The sequence below is a fragment of the Nonomuraea sp. NPDC052116 genome, assembly GCF_040680035.1.
Lineage (GTDB): Bacteria > Actinomycetota > Actinomycetes > Streptosporangiales > Streptosporangiaceae > Nonomuraea > Nonomuraea angiospora_A.
Window position 1 is genome coordinate 1 of record NZ_JBFAWA010000027.1, and the last position, 17,771, is coordinate 17,771.

10 protein-coding genes are annotated in these 17,771 nt (G+C 70.2%); 4 read left to right on the top strand and 6 right to left on the bottom strand.

The window, feature by feature from the left end; genetic code table 11:
- The first annotated feature begins 952 nt into the window (after positions 1 to 952).
- A complete protein-coding gene (locus AB0L65_RS40885) occupies positions 953 to 1,231 on the top strand; it encodes a hypothetical protein (RefSeq protein WP_364257297.1) in 279 nt (92 codons plus the stop codon).
- Positions 1,232 to 1,427: 196 nt separating this feature from the next.
- Here the strand turns inward: AB0L65_RS40885 and AB0L65_RS40890 are convergent, their stop codons facing one another.
- Positions 1,428 to 1,988: a GNAT family N-acetyltransferase gene (locus AB0L65_RS40890; protein ID WP_364257300.1), complete on the bottom strand. Its 561-nt coding sequence runs from the start codon at positions 1,986 to 1,988 to the stop codon at positions 1,428 to 1,430.
- Between the two features lie 632 nt (positions 1,989 to 2,620).
- On the opposite strand from AB0L65_RS40890, the gene AB0L65_RS40895 reads away from it, so the two are divergent.
- On the top strand, positions 2,621 to 4,231 hold the full coding sequence (locus AB0L65_RS40895) for a phospholipase A2 (RefSeq protein WP_364257303.1): 1,611 nt from the start codon (positions 2,621 to 2,623) through the stop codon (positions 4,229 to 4,231).
- A 279-nt stretch (positions 4,232 to 4,510) separates the two neighbouring features.
- Here AB0L65_RS40895 and AB0L65_RS40900 read toward each other — a convergent pair whose 3' ends face one another.
- From AB0L65_RS40900 to AB0L65_RS40910, 3 genes are all read right to left on the bottom strand, one after another.
- The gene (locus tag AB0L65_RS40900; RefSeq protein WP_364257306.1) at positions 4,511 to 5,434 is read right to left on the bottom strand and encodes a hypothetical protein; all 924 of its coding nucleotides are present in this window, start codon (positions 5,432 to 5,434) and stop codon (positions 4,511 to 4,513) included.
- Positions 5,435 to 5,533: 99 nt separating this feature from the next.
- Positions 5,534 to 12,271 (bottom strand): NACHT domain-containing protein, encoded by a 6,738-nt coding sequence (locus tag AB0L65_RS40905; RefSeq protein WP_364257309.1) that lies wholly within the window; start codon positions 12,269 to 12,271, stop codon positions 5,534 to 5,536.
- 92 nt (positions 12,272 to 12,363) lie between these two features.
- Complete coding sequence (locus AB0L65_RS40910) at positions 12,364 to 12,951, bottom strand: helix-turn-helix domain-containing protein (protein ID WP_364257312.1); 588 nt, start codon at positions 12,949 to 12,951, stop codon at positions 12,364 to 12,366.
- Positions 12,952 to 13,131: 180 nt separating this feature from the next.
- On the opposite strand from AB0L65_RS40910, the gene AB0L65_RS40915 reads away from it, so the two are divergent.
- A complete protein-coding gene (locus tag AB0L65_RS40915; protein ID WP_364257315.1) occupies positions 13,132 to 14,031 on the top strand; it encodes an LLM class flavin-dependent oxidoreductase in 900 nt (299 codons plus the stop codon).
- Here the strand turns inward: AB0L65_RS40915 and AB0L65_RS40920 are convergent.
- A complete protein-coding gene (locus tag AB0L65_RS40920) occupies positions 14,021 to 15,361 on the bottom strand; it encodes a hypothetical protein (RefSeq protein WP_364257318.1) in 1,341 nt (446 codons plus the stop codon). The genes AB0L65_RS40915 and AB0L65_RS40920 overlap by 11 nt on opposite strands.
- Positions 15,362 to 15,444: 83 nt before the next feature.
- Positions 15,445 to 16,131, bottom strand: coding sequence for a sulfotransferase family protein (locus tag AB0L65_RS40925; RefSeq protein WP_364257321.1), 687 nt, complete (start codon positions 16,129 to 16,131; stop codon positions 15,445 to 15,447).
- Between the two features lie 97 nt (positions 16,132 to 16,228).
- Here AB0L65_RS40925 and AB0L65_RS40930 point away from each other — a divergent pair, with 97 nt between their 5' ends.
- Positions 16,229 to 17,758: an AMP-binding protein gene (locus AB0L65_RS40930; protein ID WP_364257324.1), complete on the top strand. Its 1,530-nt coding sequence runs from the start codon at positions 16,229 to 16,231 to the stop codon at positions 17,756 to 17,758.
- Positions 17,759 to 17,771 lie beyond the last annotated feature (13 nt).

Sequence of the window (17,771 nt, forward strand, 5' to 3'; positions counted from 1 at the left end):
CCCTCGAACTGCTGCCGCAGCCGCTCGGGGTAGGGGCCGTACTCGCCGATTGGCAGGTACGGCCCGATGAACTCCCACTCCGCATCCGTCAGTTGTACTCGCGTCACGCAGCAAGATCTACCGGTCCAAGCCCCGACGCGAAGGCGAATCCCACAGATTGATCACGACTCAATACGCGCCCTAGCTGAGTGACTGCCCCATGGTCGTCACCTGAGAAGATCCGATCTATGACAGTCGCGCCGTCCTGAATCACGGGTGTGATCTGGAGACGGTAGCCCCTCTCAGTGACTGCCGACCCTCCGGCATACCCGATCAACCGGGCAATGTTCTCGATCGGGACGCCGTCCGCTGACAGCAGTGAGATGAAGCTGCGCCGCATCTTCCGGGGCGTCCCATCGGCGCCGGCCAGACCGGCTCGGACGATCACTCGCCGGAACTCCCGACGGAGGTTACCTGCGCTCATCTTGGTGCCATTTCGGGGGATGAACACCAGGCGAGCCTGACCGTCCCTGCTCGGCACGTTTCCGCGGACGCCCTGATGCTCCCAGAGAGCGACCAAGGCTTGAACGCTGCGGTGAGGGAGTCAAGGCGGACCCGAGGGGGGCCGCACGCGCCGCCGTCTCGGCACGCCGCCGCCTCCGGTTGGCGCTCCCGGCGGACGGCTAAAAGCATCGCTGGACGGCTGGCGCTGACGAGTTGAGGGGCAGCCTTCTCTCCATCATGACCCCGACGCCGGGCACGCGTCCGGGCAGCCCTGCGGCCGGCCCGCTGCCCTTGTGGGTGGGACGACGGCAGACGGGCAGGCCAAGAAAGGGGTCAGGTGCCACTGAATTTGGCCCGGTTAGTGTCAACGACACCTTGACGCTCTGCCGTAGCGCAAAGAGCCGGGCTCGGCTCCGCGTCTCTCGCTTGATCGGTGGAATGGCAGGTGGGTGATCTACGCTCGCTCGCTGTGACGCGATTATTCGATCGTTTGGGTCTCTTTTCTCTGATCGTCGCCTGCCTCGCCATATTCGCCGGTGGCCCGCTGAGAGAGAAGTGGGGGGCGCCGAACTGGACGGTGCTGGCTCTCGGGATCATTGCGGCAGCGCTGGCGTGGCCTGGGGTGCGAAGGAAGGCCACGATCTCCACGGTGTCCAACCGCAGCATGTCAGTGGCGGGACTGGTGCTGGGGACGATGGCGATCGGCCTCGGCGCGCTGCTGCTGGCGCTGGACATCCTTTGGCCGTGATTGGCTGAGAGCCTGAAAGGGAGCCAGGTTGGGAGCCGCGTGAAGTGAACCAACGCGAGCGAGTCTGAACTCGATTGACCGGTCCGACCTCACCGGTGCGCCGGAGGAAACCGGCCCCGAGTGGCCGGTGACGGTCTGGGGAACACCTGAGACCCTGGGCTTCCTGGTCTGAGAGCTGCTGGGTTGGATGCTGAGATCAGCTGTGGAACAGGGACAGGGGAGCGGTGCAGAGGGTCTGTTCGGCGCCGAACGCCTCGTACGTGCTGATGGGGCGGAAGCCGAGGCGGGCGGCGAGTTTCAGAGATCGCTTGTTCGCGGTCTGGGTGGCGAGCACGACCGGCTGGTCGGGGAGTTCGCCGGCCGCTGCGCGCAGTGCGGCCGTTGCGGCCTCGAATGCGAATCCCGCGCCCCATGCACCGCGCCGTAGTACATAGCCCAGTTCCAGTTCCTCGCCATCCTCGGTGACATGCCTGGGGCGGTCGGTCGGCCGGTGGGCGAGCATCAATGTTCCGATAAGTCGGTTCGTCGTGTTGTCCGCGATGACATAGTTGCCAGGGCTGGATGTCGTGTTGGCGGTTATGGCTGCATCGAAGTGCTGCTCGACGTCGCTCCGAGGCCGGGGACCACCGAGGTAGGCCTGAACCTCGGGGTCGGTCATGAGCTCGATGAATTCTTCACGGTCGGCGGCGTGTGCTTTGCGAAGCAGGAGTCGTTCCGAAGGGATTTCCGTGGCAGATAGCGTCCGCAATTGGCTCATAGGCCAAGGATCCTAGAACACAGGATCCTTGGCAGGGACTGCCGTACTCGCACGTGACCGTGGCGTTGGCGCGCACCTGCCGGCCTCCAGGATGTTGCCACCGGTTCGCATTGTGCGCATCAGTCAGCTAGCGCGGCCCGCCTGCTTGCCTTGCGTGGCTTGACGACCCTCAAGCGGCGGCTGACCGGCTGGTTCGCCTGAGGATCCCAGACGCGTCGTCTCTCGACGCGGGGTCCCGGTGGTAATGGCTGTGAATCCAACGATGTTGCTTCCGACATGTCGAGGCGCCTCAGGAGCCCGGGGGCAGATGATCTACGAGTTGTCCGCGAGGGGCTTCGGTGGCTATGGCGTCGCGGCGGCCGGATTTTGGCGCGATCTTGTATTCGCGAATTGCTGAATACGCCTTCGGGTCATTATTCTCGACGGCTCCACTATGTCGCCATAAGCTCGCCATAAATTCGCCATGGAGCCCATCGACCTGCATGAACGCGCGAATGAATCGCATCCAAAGCATAGCTTCACAGGCGATTTGAACATTGTTCCATGGAATTGTCCAGCTCTTGCCAAGCGATTTACCGACCCTTACTCTCCAGGTGATCAAATCACTTTCTCTCTTTACCTGGAGGCACCCCTTGCGCCGATTAGCGCTCCCCGTCGCCGTCTCGGCGATGCTCCTCCCCTTCCTCTTCCCGGAGATGGTCTCCGCCGCCGCGCTCGACGAGCCGCCACCGGCGAACGTCCAGGAGATCGGCCCCGGTCAGTACTCCTCGGACACCAAAACGTTCAAGCTCACCGAGCTGGACGTGTCCGCGGGCGCGATCAGCCGTAAGCATGGCGTGGTTCTGGCCGCCGACGATCTGGCCCGGCCGCAGTCCGCCCCGGCGACCCGGCCCGAGCTGGGTGTCTTCGGGCCGGGCTGGCAGGCCGAGTTCGCCGGCGGAGAGATCAACCGGAAGCTCGAGAACCAGAACGGCACCATCGTCGTCACGGAACTCGATGAGGGGACGTCGACCAGCTATCCCCTGAAGAGCAGCGTGTCCTTCCCCGACGGTGGCGGTGTCCAGACGTACGAGGCCGCCAGCGGGGCCAAGATCACCGAGACCACCAAGTGGGACGCGGTCATCGGGGCGATGCGTACCACGACGGTCGAGACGCTCGTGACGGATCCGGGCCCCGTGGAGGCGGGCGACGACACCTTCGCCACTGCCGACGGCACGCCCATCAGCACCGGCGACCTCCAGCTCACCTACACCTGGGCCCGGCCGGCCGGGGCGCCGAGCGTCGATCCCTGGCGGGTGAGCGATGTGGGCAGCACCGCGTTCGGCAAGTCCACGATCACCTACGACGCCCAGGGCCGTGTCAGCACGGTGAAGGAGCCGGCCGGCGCCGCGACCCCCGCGACCGTCACCAGGTTCACCTACGCCACGGCCACCACGGCCACCGGCACCTCCAACGGCGACTACACGGGCCGGCTCAAGGAGATCACGGTCGCGTACGGAACCGAGGCGCCGCAGACCGAGGCGAGCTACGCCTACGACCTGAACGGTTTGCTGCGCACCGCGAGCGATCCCAGCGTCGGCGCCGTCCAGGGGACCTACGCCTACGACTCGGTGGGGCGCCTGTCGTCGATCGACTCTGTCACCAGTGGCGGCTGGCAGCTGTCGTTCCCGGCGGGCGTCGCCGCTCCCCAGGTGGTCGCCACCGGCACCGACATGCCGGCCAACGGCGGGCCGACCGAGGGCGCGGCCGGGCTCGACGACCCGAACGCCACCGAGCCGCCGGCCAGTGACTTCCTGCCGGACGGCGTGGATCCCCCGCAGTCCTACCCGAAGAAGTGCAACACTGCCGTCACCTGGATGTGGTACACGAAGTCGGGCTGCTCGGCCTGGGCGTGGCACGGCGGCAAATGGCGGAAGCCCGACTGGAAGCGGACCGCCAGCGGCTTCAAGGTCAGGGGCATCTACTACGACCACTGCACGAAGTCTCCGGACAAGCCCCACAACTTCGATATGCGGCCGGCCTGCGACTCCCACGACTACGGGTACGGCCTGATCGCCAATCAGAAGAAGAAGTACAAGTACTACCTCGACAACACCCGTACGCGAAAGCTGGACGTGGACAACCGGTTCTACATCACTATGCGCGACAAGGTATGCGGGGGTTACTTCATCCTGTTCCGGCCCGACTGCAGGGCATGGGCGTGGACGTACTACCAGTTCGTCAAGAAGTACGGCAACCCCTGAGAACGGCCTGAGCGCGGAGTTCCTTCGGCGGTGCATGAGGTCGGGTGCCCTTGGAGGCGCACCGGCAGGGCCGGACGGTCGCGATGTCGACGGCGTGCGCCATCAGAGGGAGGCAGGGGAGGGCGGCGATCGGGTGATGGTCGCCCTCGCCCTTGTCCGGCCAGTCAGGAGAGCGCCTTGCTCCCTTCGGCGAGAACGGCGATCAGCGCGTAGCCGACCAGAGTGATGAGGGAGAACAGCGGAGCTTGTCTCCACGCCCAGGCGATTACGGCGCGTTCCTCACTTGCGGCGCTCGGGGGCGCTGAGGACGTCGGCGAGGTCGTCCACCGCGAGTCCCCGGCCCGGCTTCGCCTGGGGCGCGGTGATCGTCATGGGTTTGTCCCAGTTCCGGTACTGCGTGGCCAGGTGCCCCCGCAGGATCCGGTCGTGTCCGAGCCCCGGGACCTCGGGCCGCGGGTGCGCGTAGAAGCGCCAGCCGACCCGGTACGGCCATCCGCGGTCGTCGTACATGTACGTCCATGTCACCTGAGACGTCCCGAGGGCCGCGGTCCCCGCCGCCTCGCGGAAGCTGGGGGAGACGCGATAGAGCTCCCTGAGCTTGATCGTCCCGGTCAGGTTGTAGATCCGCTGCTTGCGGCCGGTGGTGTGATCCGTGGTCCAGGGCCCGACAGTCTTGCGGGTCTTGGTGGCCAGCAGCTTGCGAAGTGTGGCCGGCTCCAGGACGTTGATGAACTGGTCGCCGTACGCGGCCGCGGCGCCGCCGGCGCGGCCGGTACGCACCCAGGCCTTCGCCCGCGGCGCGAGCTGGTACTGCCAGCCGCCCACGCTGATGGTGCGCAGCGTCCCCACCGTGGCGAGCACGCCGGCGAAGTAGGGGTCCTTGGGCGCCTCCTCCACCATCAGCTCCTTGCTGCTCACGCTGAGCTGCCGAGTGTGCTCCGAGGCGATCACGCCGGCCCGGCCCAGCTTGACCTTGCTGGTTCCGCGCAGTCCCATGCCGCTCCCGATGAAGGTTCGCCGGCCGTTCAGTTGCACCTCCTTGGACAGGTCCGTGGAGGCCTGGCCGTAGAACTCGGCCGTCGCGCCGGCGCCGCGGACGAGCAGCGAACGCAGGCCCGCGACCGGGTCGGGTTCGGCTGTCTGGGCGTGGCTGGTGGTGGGAGCGGCGGTGACAAGGGCTAAGGCGACGATGAGGGGGTGCATGTCGTACATCCAGGTGGTGACTGAAGATCAAGTGTGGTTGGAGTGAATCTAGCGTGCGGGTGTGACAGGTCGCTTCTGCCGCCGGTAAGCGCCGACGCCTCATGTGCCGGGAGTTCCCCAGAGAGGGTGGTCCAGCGGGACCTGACGGACCGACGGCAGGTACAGGTCGAGCTCGCCAGGCTCGAACCGCCGCATGCCGACGACGAACCAGAACTGCCCGGCCACCTCGCCCATCTGCTTGTAACGCCCGTCGGGCGTCAGCGCGACCCAGCCGTCCGGCAGGCCGAGCAGGGTGGCACGCCGCGCCGGGGCCGTGCCGGGACCGACGTCCCACAGGATGACGCCGCCGTCGTCCCCGGCGCTGGCCAGGAGATCGCCCGACGGCGCGAAGGCCACCGAGAGCACGCGCCGGGTGTGCCCGGCCAGGGTGTGCAGCCGGCGGCCCGTCTCCGGATCCCAAAGATGTACGGCGAGGTCGTCGCCGGCTGTGGCGAGCAACGACCCGTCGGGGCTGAACGCGGCCGCCCACAGCCGGCCGGTCCCCTCCCGGAGCACGTCGATGCACTCGCCGGTGGCCACGTCCCAGACGCGGGCAGTGCCGTCGTGGCCGGCGCTGGCCAGCCGGTCGCCCGACGGGTGGAAGGCCACCGCGTAGACGCGGTCGTCGTGGCCGGTCAGCCGGACCCGCAGCGTGCCGGTCTCGGCGTCCCACAGCCGTACGAGGCGGTCGTCGCAGCCGGTGGTGACGAGCCGTCCGTCGGGGCTGAACGCGATGGAGCGCACCCGCCCGCGGTGGTCCGTCAGCTCGGCCGCCAGCCGCCCGGTCGGGTGGTGCCAGATCCGGACGCTGTCCTCGTCGTCGGCGATGGCCAGCATGCTCCCGTCGGGGCTGAACGCCTCGGTCCATACCTGGTCGGTGTTGGCGTTGAGCTCGCGCTCGTGCTCACCCGTGGCCGCGTTCCAGACGTGCACGCCGCCGTCGTTGCCGGAGGTGGCCAGCAGCGGACCGGCAGGGGAGAACGCCGCGGAGACGAGCCGGTCGGAGGTGCCGGTGAACTGCCGCAGCTGCCGCCCGGTCCACGGCTCCCACACGCGTACGACGCCGTCGTTACCGCCGGTCGCCAGCATCGAGCCGTCGGCGCTGAACCTTACGGTGGAGATCCGCCGCCCGTGCCCGCGCAGGATGCTCCGGCTCCGGCCGGTGACCGCGTCCCACAGGCGCACCGTGCCGTCGTTGCCGCTGGTGGCGAGCTGCCGGCCGTCGGGCCGGAAGGCGAACGGCCACACCGAGGTATGGTGCCCCGTCAGTTCCACCCGCTCACCGCCGAGCCGCTGGAGCCGCACCACTCCGCGTGCGTCCCCGCTGGCCAGCACGTGCCCGTCGGGGCTGAACAGCACCTGGTGGACGGCGGTGTCGTGACCCGGCAGGGCTCCGCGAGCAGTGCCGTCGGCCACGTCCCACAGCCGTACCGCGCCCGTGGTGTCTCCTGAGGCCAGCAGTCGTCCGGTGGGGTCGAAGGACAGCGTGCGGACCGGGCCCGCGTGGCCGGGGAGCTCCCGTACGAGCGAGCCTTCGTGCGGGTCCCACAGGCGGATCAGGCCCGTGGCGTACCCGGCTGCCAGCAGGCGGCCGTCCGGGCTGGGCGCCAGGCGATGCACCGCGCCGCCGTGGCCGGCGAGCTCGTGCCGCACCCGGCCGGTGCCCAACTCCCAGACCCTGATCGCGCCGGTGGCGTCGCCGGTCGCCGGCAGGTCGCCGGCGAACGCGGCGGTGTGGAGCGGAGAGGAGTGGCCGGGCAGGGTCGCCACCGTTTCCCCTGCGCGCACCGACCACACGCGCACCACCCCGTCGGCGCCGCCGGCCATCACCCGTTCACCGGATGCGCTGAGCACCACCGGCCAGACGCCTTCCGGGTGCCCGGTGAGCACGTGCAGGCACTCGCCGGTGGCGGGGTCCCACAGGCGGATCGTGCCGTCGTCGGCGCCGGTGACCAGCGTGCCGGAGGCGTACGCGGTCTTGTGTACGCGTCCCCGGTGCCCGTACAGGGTGCGCAGCGGCAAGCCGGTGGCGGTGTCGCAGATGAGCACGCCGCCGTCGTCGCTGCCCACGGCCAGGGTGTTGCCGTCGGGGTGGTAGGCGATCGGCTCGGGCAGGCGGCCGCTCTCGTGGCGATGGTCGTACGGCACGCCGAGCAGCGCGGGCGCCACTTCGACGGCCACCGGCCGGCCCGGCGCGATCGCGGCGCCGTGCAGGGCGGGGTCGTCGGCCAGCGCCGGTGAGAGGGTCACGGCGATCAGTGCCGCGCGGTCCCAGCGGCTGCCCTCGGTCGCGATGTCGCGCAGGTCGGCCCGGGCCAGCCTGGCCCGGGTCAGGTCCGCTCCACGCAGGTCGGCCCCGGTCAGTACGGCCTCGTCCAGCCGCGCACCCACGAGCCGGGCGTCCCGCAGCACCGCCCGCGCCAGGTTGGTCCCCACGAGCCGGGCGTCGGTGAGGTCCGCCCCGCTCAGGTCGACGCCGGAGAGGTCCCGGTACGACAGGTCCTCGCCGGTCAGCCGGGCCCCCCGTAGATCGGGGCCGGCGGGCAGCCGCAGCCGGTCGGCGATCTTCATCGCGTTGGCCCGCGAGACGTCGTCGGCACCCGCGTCGGCCAGCGTCTCCGTCACCCACGACCGCAGCCACCGCACGTCCGCCAGATCGCACAGGAAGTCCACGGTCAGCGTCGACAAGTGCCGGCGCGGCAGCGGCGCGGGATCGCCCAGGGCGACATGCCGGGCGATCAGCCACTCCATCACCGAGGAATGGATGAACCCGAACATCCCCTCCTCGGTCCGCACCAGCAGGCTGCCCGACCCCACCGCGTGCGCCGCCTGCGCGGCCGACATCCGCCCGTCGGCCAGCCCGGTCAGCGTCTCGCCGATCTCGGTCAGCTCGTCCAGATCCAGCAGCGACTTCCCGGACTCCCACAGCCGCAGCGCCAGCGCCGTCACCGCCTGCCACAGCTCCTCGGTGCTCAGCACCGCCGCCGAGCCCGGCACCCCGGCCCGCCGCTCCTCGAAGGCCAGCCACGAGGTCAGGATCTCCTCGTACAGCCCTGCCGCGCTGATCGCGCCGCCCGTCGTCGCCACCGTGCGCAGCCGCTCGCCGGGCAGGTCGGCGACGAAGCTGAGCATGCGCGGGTTCTGGGCCAGGCCCAGCAGATCCGAGATGCCGCCGATCAGCGCGAACCGGTCGTCGGCGGCCTGCTCGTCGCCGTACCTGTTGCGCAGGTACGCCCGCACCTGCGCGGGGGTGAAATCCTCCACGGCCAGCACCCGGCGCTGCGGCAGCATGCCCACCATCTCGCCCAGCGCGGTGAGGACCTGATGGTGTGACGTGAAGTGCTGCGTACGGCTGGTGACCACGATCTTGGCCTTGTCCTGGGCCGCGGCGAGCAGCGTGGTCAGGTGGTCGGCCGCCCGGTCGTAGGTGACCCGCGTCACCAGCTCGTCGAAGCCGTCGAAGAGCAGCACGATCCGCCCCTGCCGCAGCATGTAGTGGAACGCCTTGAGATCGATGAGCCGCTCGTGGTGCGCGGCGAGGTGCGCCGCCACCAGGGAGTCCATCGACTGGGCCTTTTCCAGAAAGCGCAGCTCGATGAAGACCGGCGTCAGGTGCGGCAGCTCGGCCGGGATGCGCCGGGCCAGCTCGCGAAGCGCGAACGTCTTGCCCCGGCCGAAGTCGCCCAGCACCAGCATGAACCGTCCGTGGTCGGCGGCCAGCAGCCGCATCAGCTCCTTGGCCAGGTCCTCCTGGACGCCCGGCTGGGGACGGTCCAGCTCCCTGAACCGCTGGGGTACGTACAGGTCGGGCGGGTAGCGCTGGTCGGAGCGCAGCCGCCTGGTCTGCTCGGCCACGTAGTCCGACAGGTCGAGCAGGCCCTGGAATTCGATGAAGCTGCGCAGCCTGAGCCCTCTGCGCGTGGCGTAGTCGCGCACCGCCGTGGTCGGCGCGGGCCCCTGGTAGACCAGTTCGGATCCCGGGCCTGGCACGGCGGCGTGCACATGCCGCAGGAACGCCTCCACGTCGGTTTCGGTGACCCGGCCCAGGTGAGCGCCGATGAGGTACTGGCGGACGAACCCGTCCTCGGGGACGGTCATCAGCAGGTACGGGGGGTGAGCCGGCACCGTGCGGATCTGGGCGTGTTCGTACCGGGCCTCGCACACCTCGGCGACCCGGTCCAGCAGGCTGGCCCTGTCGGCCGGCTCCGCCACCGGCAGCGGTACGTCGAGCATCGTCCCGGCGGACGGTGTTCGAGGTGGGGGGAAGGCGCCGTGCCAGATGGAGTGATCGCCGGGTGGCTCGTTCTCCATCCAGTCGCCGGAGATCGGCTGCGGCGTCGAGCCGCTCAGGTCGAGCCGCAGCTCGATGTCCCATTCGCCGTTCTGGAGCGCGACGATGTCCGCCTGCACCAGGTTGATCAGGCTCGCCCATTCGCCGGCCGCGCACTGCGAGCGCCACAGCAGGGTGTGGCGTCGCCACTCGGTGAGCGGGTCCTCGTGCCCCGGGAGCAACGCGCCGGCCCTGTGGACGGTCAGGCAGGCCAGCGCGATCACCAGCAGGTTGGCGGAGTAGTAGGCGTGGCGCTGCGGAAGGCCGGCCGTGCGCGGGCGGTAGTTCGGGTACGGCACGGTCAACCGCGTGTCCAACCGGCGGCACAGCCGCATGACGAGCTCGCCCCAGAGGCTCTCCGCGCCCTTCGCCTCGGCCAGTTCCCGCAGGAAGGAGACGACGGTGGTACGGGACGACAGTGCCGACCATGACAGCAGGGCCTGCAGCAGCCCGTCGTCGACCTCGGTCACCACCAGGCCCGACTGCTTGACGGCCAGGTCGCCCAGCAGCGTGGTGATGAGCCGGGCGGTGAGATACTCGCCGAAGGTCGCGTGCAGGAACTCGTAGGTCTGCACCACGTCGTGGTCGCGGGTGGCCTGCGCGCGATGGACGAAGAAGAACTTCGCGATGGCGAGTTCGCCGGCCGTGAGCGGAGTGGCGAAGGTGCCGGTGCGTACCTGTGCGGGAAACTCCAGTCCCGACAGATCGTGGTCCAGTTCGGCCGTGGTCACCCACTGGCGGCCCCGGTTCAGCATCGCGAACGCGACGTACGACAGGTGCAGCATCTCGCGTTCGAGCAGGAACGGAACCTGGTCCTCGGGATAGGCCTTCTCCAGCTCCCGCTCCACGAATCTGCGCATCAGCCGTTCGTAGAGCTCCGTCTGCCGGAACTCCGCCGCGTCCTTGCTCAGCGCGTTCCCGTCGGCGTCATACAGCGCGAGCATCAGCAGGAGCAGCGGTTGCTCCGCCAGGGCTCGCTGGGCGAGCGCGACGTCCAGAGCCAGCGGCCTGATCCTCTGCCGGACGAAGTAGGCGTCGTTCCTGGTGTTCCAGGCGGTCAGCCAGCGGTCGATCTGCGCCTCGTTGAACGGTTCGAGCCTGGCGACCACGGTGCCGGGGACGAACGCGGCCCGATCCGCGACGGCCGTACGCGAGGTGATGACGACCGCGACCGCCCGACCGGCATCGGCCTCACGCCGCTGGAACCGGGCCACCTTCTCGAGGTAGTCGGACTGGCGCACCCCTGTCGCCTGCAGCAGTTCGTCGAAGCCGTCGAGCAGGACCACGGGCAGGACGCCCTCGGCGCTCCTGGCCAGAGCGGGCCACTCCAGCCGCTCACCGCTGAGCCGGTAGACGGCCTGCTCGATCTGCTCCTGGATGTCGGCGTTCGCCGCCACGTCCCGTAACGGCACCCGAACCGGCACGTACCGTCCCTCCGGCAGCCGGGCGGCCAGAACCTTGGTCAGCAGGGACTTGCCCGCGCCGGGTTGGCCGAGGATGACGAACGGCACCTCGCTCGCCGCCGACCGGGTGAGAAAGCCGGCGAGGAACCGCGGCAGGTCATCGCGGACCTCCAGGTCGTCCCACCACGCTTCGAGGCTGGGGTCGGTGGGGCGGCGCACCTCGCTCGTACGGAAGCGAGGCGTCACATAGGCCTCCTCGACGGTCGGCAGCCGTACGGCGGCGGCCGTCTCGTCCTGCCCCCTCGCCGCCGCCAGCGGTTCCTTCAACGCGGCGCGGTGCAGCCTGCTCAGGGTGGTCAGCTGGGCCGGGAGGGCGGCGCCCGAGGTGACCAGGGACAGCAACCGCTCGAGCTCCGCCAGGCCTGCTCTCGTCGCCTGATGCTCGATCATCCCCGCCCACAGCGCGAACTCGGGGACGTCGAGCGCCAGCCTCCGGTACCGGTCCTCGTAATGCCGGACGGCCGTCTCCGGCAGCTTCCGCTCGAGTTGGGCGACGACCTTCTCCCGCTCGGACGGACCGAGCCCGTCCCAGACCTTCAGTCTCATGACGAACGACCGCAGGCGATGACCGTACGTTTCGTAGAACTCGAAGACGGCTCGCTTGGCCTGCTCGAAAGGGAGGTACGGCGAAGGACGGGGGAGGCCGCGCGACAGGTCGATGCCCGAATACCCGGCCAGCTTCGCCTGCTCCTCCTTGCTCATCCGCAGGTCCTGCGAGCTGAACGGCAGCTCGATGGAGTCGACCGCCTCGAAGAACGCCGTGATGACCAGGATCGTGTGCGCGGCCTCCATGCGTTCGGTACGGCTGTGCCATTCGCGGCCGGTGCGCCACTCGCGCCACCTGCCGAGGAGGGTGTTGCCCACCTGCACGAACTGCTGTTTGGCGTCGATCACGTCCCAGAGTCCGAGCGTGCCGATGCTGAGCAGCAGGTCGATCTTCTCGACCGCCGGATCGGCGCCGCCGAGGAGCCGAACGGCGTCGGCGTACCGGTAGTCCTTCGCCATGTCCACGATCCTCTATCGCCGCGGGGGGCGTGTGAATCAGTTTGTTCGGAAGGCCGGCTCATTCGGCATCCGGAACGCTGATCCGATCGACTCTAGCGGTGCGGGAGGCGCAGTCCTGCGATGAGGAGCTCGACCAGCCGGCGTGCGTCGTAGCGGGGATCGTTGTCGGCGCCGATGCAGAGGTTGCCGACGCCACGCATGAGCTCGTAGGCGTCCACGTCGGGGCGGATCTCGCCGGCGGCGGCCGCGGCTTCGAGGAGCTGGGCGCACGCGGGCACGAGCCGGTCGAGGAAATAGGCGTGCAGCGTGTCGAAGCCGGCGTCGTCCGACCGCAGCACGGCGGCCAGCCCGTGCTTGGTGACCAGGAAGTCGACGAACAGGTTGATCCATCGCCCCAGCGCGGCGTGCGGGGTCGCGCCGCTCGCCAGCAGGGTCGGAGCGGCCTCGGCGCAGGCCTCGACCTGGTGCCGGTAGACGGCGATGATGAGGTCCGCCCGCGTCGGGAAGTGGCGGTAGATCGTGGCCACCCCGACTCCCGCCCTGGCCGCGACGTCGCGCACCGGCGCTTCGACGCCCGAGGTCACGAAGACCGCCGCGGCGGCGTCGAGCAGCGTCCTCTCGTTGCGCCGGGCGTCGGCCCGCTTGCGCGGGGCCGCCCGCCCCGAGCCGCCCTCGTTCACCGTGCCGCTTCCTCCGCTGCCGAGCTTGCCAAAACGGAACCCCGTTCCTTATCGTAATCGGAACTAGGTTCCGATTGCTCATGATGCCAGAGCAGAGCTCTGGTCACCAAGTCAGGCGCGGTCATGACGTGCCGCGCTGAACCGTGTTCCGATTGACCGACCGAAAGGATCAGCGGCCCGATGTTGCACACCTCCCGGCCCCGCTTCGGGATCATGACCGCCCCGTCGCAGGTCGACTACCAGGACGTCCTGCGGGTCTGGCGCGAGGCGGACGCCATCCCGGAGATCGAGCACGCATGGCTGTTCGATCACCTGCTGCCCATCTTCGGCGACCCCAACGGGACGACGTACGAGGGCTGGACCCTGCTCTCGGCCCTCGCCGCGCAGACCCGGCGGCTGCGCCTCGGCCTGCTCGTGACCAGCAACCGCTTCCGGCCGCCCGCGCTGCTGGCCAAGATCGCCGCGACCGTCGACATCGTCTCCGGCGGACGGCTCGACTTCGGCATCGGCGCCGGCTCGCGGCCCAGCTGGCCCTCGGCCCGGCGCGAGTACGACGCGCACGGCCTGCCCTTCCACGACGCCGCGCACGCGGTGGGCAGCCTCGCCGAGGCGTGCACGGTGATCCGTCGGCTGTGGACCGAGGACGAACCGTTCGACTTCCACGGCACCTACGTCCGGCTCGCCGGGGCGTTCTGCAACCCCAAGCCCGTCCAGCGCCCTCACCCGCCCATCCTCATCGGCGGGCGCTCGGGCCCGACGCTGCGCGTGGCCGCCGAGCACGCCGACCTGTGGAACATCCCCGGCGGCGACATCGACGACGTCGTCCGCCGCAGCCGGCTGCTGGACCGCTACTGCACCGAGCTCGGCCGCGACCCCGCCTCGATCATCCGCTCGATCCACCTGCCGGTCTCCTACGACCAGCCCGACATCACCCGGGACGCGATCGGCGAGGCGCTCGACGCCGGCTTCCGGCACATCGTCCTCGGACTGTCGGCGCCCTACCCCGCCGGCGTCGCGCGGTGGGTCGCCGACGAGCTCATCACCACATCGGCCCAGGCTGCCGCTGAGGTCAGTCGCTGAGCAGGCCACGGGCGCGCAGGTCGGACAGGAGGTCGGGCGGCAGGGCCGGGCAGCCGCTCACGGTGACCTCCTTGAGCGACGGGAAGCCGCCGACCTCTCCCAGGTCGCTCAGCGAGCCGCAGTCGTAGAGGTGCAGAGCGCGCAGGGAGAGCAGGCGCTCGAGCCCGTCCAGGGTGGTCAGGCGGCCGGTGCAGGCGACGTAGAGCTCCTCCAGGTTCAGCAGCCCCGCGAACGGGCTGAGGTCGGAGAGGTGGTCCAGCCCCTGCAGGGTCAGGGTGCGCAGGGCGGGCATGCGCGCGAGCGCGGAGAAGTCCGTCATGAGGTCGGTGTAGGCCAGGTACACCTCGCTGATCGACGGGTGCCCTTCGAGCCCGTCGAGCGAGGTGAGCTTGGTGAAGCTCTCGACGGTGATCCCGGTCAGGGCGGGCAGCCGCGACAGCGGGCGCAGGTCGGGGAGCGGGGCGCTGGGCAGGCCGAGGTTCGTCAGGCGTGGGTGGTGGCCGAGGCCGTCGAGGCTCTTCAGCTTCGTGCAGCCGCTGAGATACGCCCGTTCGAGCGCGGGCATGGCGGCGATGCCGTCGAGGCTGGTCAGGCGGGCGCAGTGCATGTGCAGCTCGGTCACGGAGTCGAGGCCGTACAGGCCGTCGATGCTTGTGATCTTGGTACGGCTCACGTCCAGTTCGGTCAGCCGGCGCAGCCCGGACAGCGGCCGGATGTCCTCGATGAACCGGCAGTTGTCGAGGCCGAGCCAGTCCAGGTAAGGGAACGCCTCGCCGAACCCCTCGACACCGGTCACCCCGCTGCTGCGCAGGCTGAGCCGGCGCAGGTTGCGCAGGCCGAGCAGCGGGGAGACGTCGGACACCGCGGGGGAGCTGGTGACCTCGAGCACCTCAAGGCCGATGAGCCCGGCGAGCGGCCGCAGGTCGCTGACGGCCGCGCAGCCGTCCAGCTTGAGCTCGCGCAGCTCGGTCAGCGCGGCGAGCTCGGAGAGGTCGGTGAGGCTCTTGCAGTGGTCGAGGACCAGCGTCCGCAGGATCGTCAGGTGGCGCAGCCCGGTGAGCGAGTCACGCCGGCGCAGCTCCAGCTCGGTACGGCCCTCGTCGTCGAAGGCGGGGGCGAGCAGGTGCTCGGCGAAGGCGTCGGGGTCGAGCGCCTGGGGCCACAGCCTGAGCAGTTTCTCGGACGACGGCGCGGCGATCTCCGCGAACTCCGCGGCCAGCGCGAGCGCGTCGCCCTGCCCGCGGAGCGCGAGCTCACGCAGGGATTTCCAGGCACGTTCCGGGGACGCAGACGCCAGTTTGGCGCGGTAGTCGGAAAGGTCCAGGTTCATGCCATGCCACCCTACGCATTCGCGATCTTCCTGGATGGAGTTCGGGAACACTCGGCCGATCGTGCGGGCGAGCCGGGGCGCCGTCAGCGGCCGCGCACGATCAGCCGAAGGAGCCGGCGCGGCCGTTTCGCGCGGAACGCGGCTCGCTCGTTGACCTGCGGGAACGGCGCCTCCGGCACGGGCACGCCGAGGAACGCGCACAGCGGCTCCCACCCGTCCCGCACCTCGAACACCAGCAGCCGTTCCGCCGGGATCGCCGCCCGCACCTCGGCCGCGTGCCGTTCGTAGACGTCGAGGACGTGGTCGCGGTCGTCGATGCGGCCGCCGAAGACGCGGTCCATGACGGTCGCCCTGGCCATGCGCGGGTAGAGGGCGAAGTCCGGCGCGCGGCGGGCCACCAGCCAGCGGGTCACCCGGCGGCGCAGGGGGAGCCGGCGCTCCTCCAGGGCGCTGCGGAAGATGGTCTCGCTGACGCTGTCGTACCAGCGGGCGGGGTCGCGGACGGTCAGGACGACCTTGGCCTCCGGGTAGTGCCCGGCCAGCTCGCGCCAGTAGGCCGAGGCGGGCCAGTCGAGCGCCGACCGGAAGCCGGTGAACAGCGTGTCCCAGTCGCGGGAGCGGCCCTCCCCGACGTCGAGCCACTGCCGGACGCGGTACGGCTCCGCGATGACCGTCGACATGTGGTAGCAGGGGCCGAAGCCCAGGATCTCGAGGGCCGCCTTGAGCGACCGCGTGCCCGTGCGCCCGAAGCCCGCGCCGATCACTTTCATGTCGCGCTCACCACCTGCACGTCTCTGATGGGTCTCTGATCTGTGCCGTCTAATGTCGCGATAAATCCGGAAATATGAAAGCACGGAGGAGGCGCACATGCTCTTCCCACAGCCTCTGCTCGACGCGCTGCGCGACACGCCGGACCGCCCGGCCTTCGAGCACGGCGACAGGACGCTCTCCCGGGGCGAGCTGCTGGAGCTGATCCGGCGGCTGGCGGGCGCGATGCGCGCCGCGGGCCTGGGCCCTGGGCGGGCCGTCGCGGTGCGCACTGCCGTCACGCCCGAGGCGTTCGCCGCCCACATGGCCGCGCACACGCTGGGCTGCCGGGTCGTCGGCATCCGGCCCGGCTATCCGGAGGGGCAGCTCGCCCACGTGCTGGGGATGGGGATCGACGCCCTGCTGGTGGACCCCGCGACCGCGACCCCCGACCTGCGCCGCGCCGCGGCCCGTCACCTCCCCGGCCGGCCGACGCTGTCCCTGGGCCCCTGTACGGGCGCCGGCGACCTGCTGGCCCACCCCGACGACGGACGGCCGCTGACCGTGACCGCCCGCCTCGACGACGTGGCGGCCCTGACCTTCACCAGCGGCAGCACCGGCCGCCCGAAGGGGTGCGCGATCACGTACCGGGCGCTCGGCGAGCACTGGGCGTGGCAGCCGCGCGTGTGGTCGCCCGTCGCGGCCGGGCTCGCCGGGGCCTTCGAGCGGTACCTGCTGTTCGGCACGCTGGCCAGCATGGTCGTGATGGAGTTCGTGGCGCCGTGCCTGCTCGGCGGCGGCACGGCGGTGATCCCGGAGGACGACGGGCGGCCGATGTTCCCGTACGCGATCGAGCGCCACCGGATCACCGGCTCGATCATCACCGTGCCCCGGCTCTTCCAGATGCTGAAATTTCTGGACAAGGTGGATGTGAGTAGCTTGCGGGCGCTGATGGTCTCGGGGTCGCCCATCAGCGCGCGGCGGCTGGCCGAGGCCACCGAGAGGCTGGGCCCGGTCGTCTACCAGGGCTACGGCCAGACCGAGGCGGGCAACATCGCCATGCTCACCCCCGACCACATCGCCGCCGGCGTGCTGGAGCCCGTCGGCCGCCCGCATCCCGGGGTCGAGATCAGCGTGCGCGACGAGCACGACGCCGAGCTGCCCCCGGGCGTGACGGGCGAGGTCCACGTACGCAGCCCGTACCTGATGCGGGGTTACTGGGGCGACGAGGAGGAGACCCGCCAGACCCTGAAGGACGGCTGGCTGCGCACCCGCGACCTCGGCCATATGGACGGGGACGGCTTCCTCCACCTGGCCGGCCGCTCCCGCGACGTGATCATGGTCAACGCGATGGTGGTGTACGCGGGCCCGATCGAGCGCGCGCTGACCGATCACCCCGGCGTGGACGAGGCGTACGTGGTGGGCGCCGCGGACGAGGGCACGGGCGAGGCCGTGCACGCGTTCGTCGTCCCGGCCGCGGGCCGGACCCCGGACCGGGGCGCGCTGAGGGCACTGGTACGCGCGCGGCTCGGCGAGGACAGCGTTCCCCAGACGATCACGATCGTCCCCGCGGTCCCCCTCGCCACCAGCGGCAAGCCCGACAAACGCGCCCTCTCTGAGCAAATTCTGAGAATTGCCCGCCAACACTGAGGTTGTCCGTTCA

Bases quoted from the DNA above. Each gene is read 5' to 3' on its own strand.
- AB0L65_RS40890 (WP_364257300.1), bottom strand. From the start codon at position 1,988: ATGAGCCAATTGCGGACGCTATCTGCCACGGAAATCCCTTCGGAACGA.
- AB0L65_RS40900 (WP_364257306.1), bottom strand. From the start codon at position 5,434: ATGCACCCCCTCATCGTCGCCTTAGCCCTTGTCACCGCCGCTCCCACC.
- AB0L65_RS40905 (WP_364257309.1), bottom strand. From the start codon at position 12,271: ATGGCGAAGGACTACCGGTACGCCGACGCCGTTCGGCTCCTCGGCGGC.
- AB0L65_RS40915 (WP_364257315.1), top strand. From the start codon at position 13,132: ATGTTGCACACCTCCCGGCCCCGCTTCGGGATCATGACCGCCCCGTCG.
- AB0L65_RS40920 (WP_364257318.1), bottom strand. From the start codon at position 15,361: ATGAACCTGGACCTTTCCGACTACCGCGCCAAACTGGCGTCTGCGTCC.
- AB0L65_RS40925 (WP_364257321.1), bottom strand. From the start codon at position 16,131: ATGAAAGTGATCGGCGCGGGCTTCGGGCGCACGGGCACGCGGTCGCTC.
- AB0L65_RS40930 (WP_364257324.1), top strand. From the start codon at position 16,229: ATGCTCTTCCCACAGCCTCTGCTCGACGCGCTGCGCGACACGCCGGAC.